Genomic DNA, 1,890 nt, shown 5'->3' on the forward strand with positions numbered 1-1,890 from the left:
GTTGTCCCTGATGCGCGTGCCGGCCGTGTTCCTCTCGGCCCCACCGTTGGTGCTCGCACTCGGGGTGGGCGTCGCGTTAGAGCCGAGTTTGACGAACTCGATGCTCGCCATCGCTGCGGTGTGGTGGCCCTGGTATGCCCGCCTCACCTACGGTGAAGTCCTCTCGGTGAAAAAAGAGACGTTCGTCGAGGCGAGTCGCGGTATCGGCGCGTCGACGCCGCGAACCATCTTCTGCGAGATTCTCCCGAACGTGCTGGCACCGATTACGGTCAAGATTAGCCTCGACATGGGATACGCCATCCTCGTCGCGTCGGCACTGGGATTCCTCGGTCTCGGCGCGCAACCACCCACGCCCGAGTGGGGGACGATGGTCAGTCAGGGACGAAACTACCTACCTGCGCAGTGGTGGTTCTCGACGTTCCCAGGACTGGCGATTTTCCTGACGGTTCTCGGGTTCAACTTCCTCGGAGACGGGCTTCGAGACATGTTCGACGTGGAGGTGCAGTGATGACGAACCCGCTGCTCGAAGTCTCCGACCTCTCGGTCGAGTTCGAGAGCTACGAGGGAACCCACCGCGTCCTCAACGATGTCGACCTCACCATCGAGGAGGGAGAGACGGTCGCCCTCGTCGGCGAGACTGGGTGTGGAAAAAGCGTGACGGCGAAGTCTATCATGGGAACGCTCCCGCGGCCCCCCGGCAAGATAACAAGTGGGAACATTCGGTACCGCGGCACCGACCTCCTCGCAAACCGCGCCGAGCACGACCGGGTCAAAGGCGAGGAGATGAGCATGATATTCCAGGACCCGATGACGTATCTTTCGCCGGTCTACACCGTCGGGTCGATGATGGCCGACGTCGCCACCTACAGCGGCAACGCCGACGTGAGCTGGTTCGACGTGCTGAAGAACCTTCTCGGCCGCCGCGAGGAGCGCGAGTCGATACGAGAGCGGTCGATAGAACTCCTCGAACGGATGCACCTTCCCGACCCGGAAGGGGCGCTGGACAAATATCCCGTCCAACTCTCCGGCGGGATGCGCCAGCGCGTCATCATCGCGATGGCGCTCATCAACGAACCGACGTTCCTGCTCGCCGACGAGCCAACGACCGCGCTCGACGTGACCGTCCAGAACCAGATTCTGGACTTGCTCCGCGAGCACGTGACAGACCGGAATCTGTCGATGCTGTACATCACGCACAACCTCGGCGTCGCACGCGAGATTGCGGACAAAATCTGCATCATGTACGCGGGCGAAATCGTCGAGGTCGGGTCGACCGACGAAATCTTCGATGCCCCGCTGCATCCGTACACGCGAGGACTGCTGGACAGTATTCCGAAGCTCACCGGCTTCGAAGGAGACGGCATCGACGGCCAGATTCCGGACTATACGAACCCACCGCGAGGGTGTCGGTTCCACCCGCGCTGTCCGGCCGCGATAGCGGGAACATGCGATTCCGAACCCGTCGAAGCCCACGCAGTCGGCGAGTCGCGGAGCGTCGGCTGTCACCTCTACGAGGATGGGATGTCCATGGACGACGCCATGGCGATGGCGACAAGCGACGCGACCTACCGGTCCGAAGAACGGCCGCCGTCAGCCAAGGCTGGAGTCGGTAGTGCGAGTAGTGGAACTGGCACGCGCGAAACAGGAGGTGACCAATGAGCCAAGAATCACAGACGAGTGCGGACAGAGTAACGAACCACGCTAGCGAGTCGACCCGGAGTCCGCTCGGCTCGATTCAGAATCTCAAGAAATACTACCCCGTCAGTTCGGGACTGCGCCGACGGTCCGCATCCTCGGTCAAAGCCGTCGACGGCGGTTCCTTCGGCATCTACCCCTGCGAGACGTACGCCATCGGCGGCGAATCCGGCTGTGGCAAGTCCTCGCTCGGAA

The 1,890-nt window shown here is 62.3% G+C and carries 2 protein-coding genes and 1 pseudogene; all 3 read left to right on the top strand.

The genetic code is table 11. The features are described 5' to 3' along the window. Positions 1 to 508 (top strand): ABC transporter permease (locus QT222_RS14495; RefSeq protein WP_491477572.1); only part of this gene is annotated, 508 nt, incomplete at its 5' end. Beyond that, positions 508 to 1,659: an ABC transporter ATP-binding protein gene (locus QT222_RS14500; protein WP_491477573.1), complete on the top strand. Its 1,152-nt coding sequence runs from the start codon at positions 508 to 510 to the stop codon at positions 1,657 to 1,659. The genes QT222_RS14495 and QT222_RS14500, both read left to right, overlap by 1 nt. Then, positions 1,656 to 1,890: pseudogene (locus QT222_RS14505) on the top strand (peptide ABC transporter ATP-binding protein); the annotation flags it as partial. The gene QT222_RS14500 and the pseudogene QT222_RS14505, both read left to right, overlap by 4 nt.

Source organism: Haloferax sp. s1, assembly GCF_058382125.1.

Excerpts from the sequence above, each read along its gene's own strand:
- QT222_RS14500 (WP_491477573.1), top strand. The coding sequence starts at position 508 with ATGACGAACCCGCTGCTCGAAGTCTCCGACCTCTCGGTCGAGTTCGAG.